A 257-nucleotide genomic window follows, 5' to 3' on the forward strand; every position below is an offset into this window, starting at 1 on the left:
GTTTAGACCTCAAGCAACTTTAACAATTGCCGCCGTAACTAAAGACTCAGCTGCAGAACACGCTAATTTACAAGTTAATGACACAATTTTGGCTGTAAACGGTGAAACAATAAGCAATTGGCAGCAATTAGTTAATCTTATTACCCAATCGGCTAACAAATCATTACAATTTAGTGTAAAAAGACAAGACACTATAAAAATAATATCGGTAATACCTCAAGCTAGGGTTAACGCTCAGGGCATAGAGCAAGGGTTTT

1 protein-coding gene is annotated in these 257 nt (G+C 36.6%); it reads left to right on the forward strand.

Annotation, left to right across the window (positions count from 1 at the left end; all coding sequences use genetic code 11):
- Positions 1 to 257, forward strand: a 257-nt coding sequence (locus AAEY83_RS16670) for a PDZ domain-containing protein (protein ID WP_351060864.1), incomplete at both ends; no start/stop codon positions are given.

Source organism: Psychrobacter sp. TB20-MNA-CIBAN-0197 (assembly GCF_040309765.1).
GTDB classification, from domain to species: domain Bacteria; phylum Pseudomonadota; class Gammaproteobacteria; order Pseudomonadales; family Moraxellaceae; genus Psychrobacter; species Psychrobacter submarinus.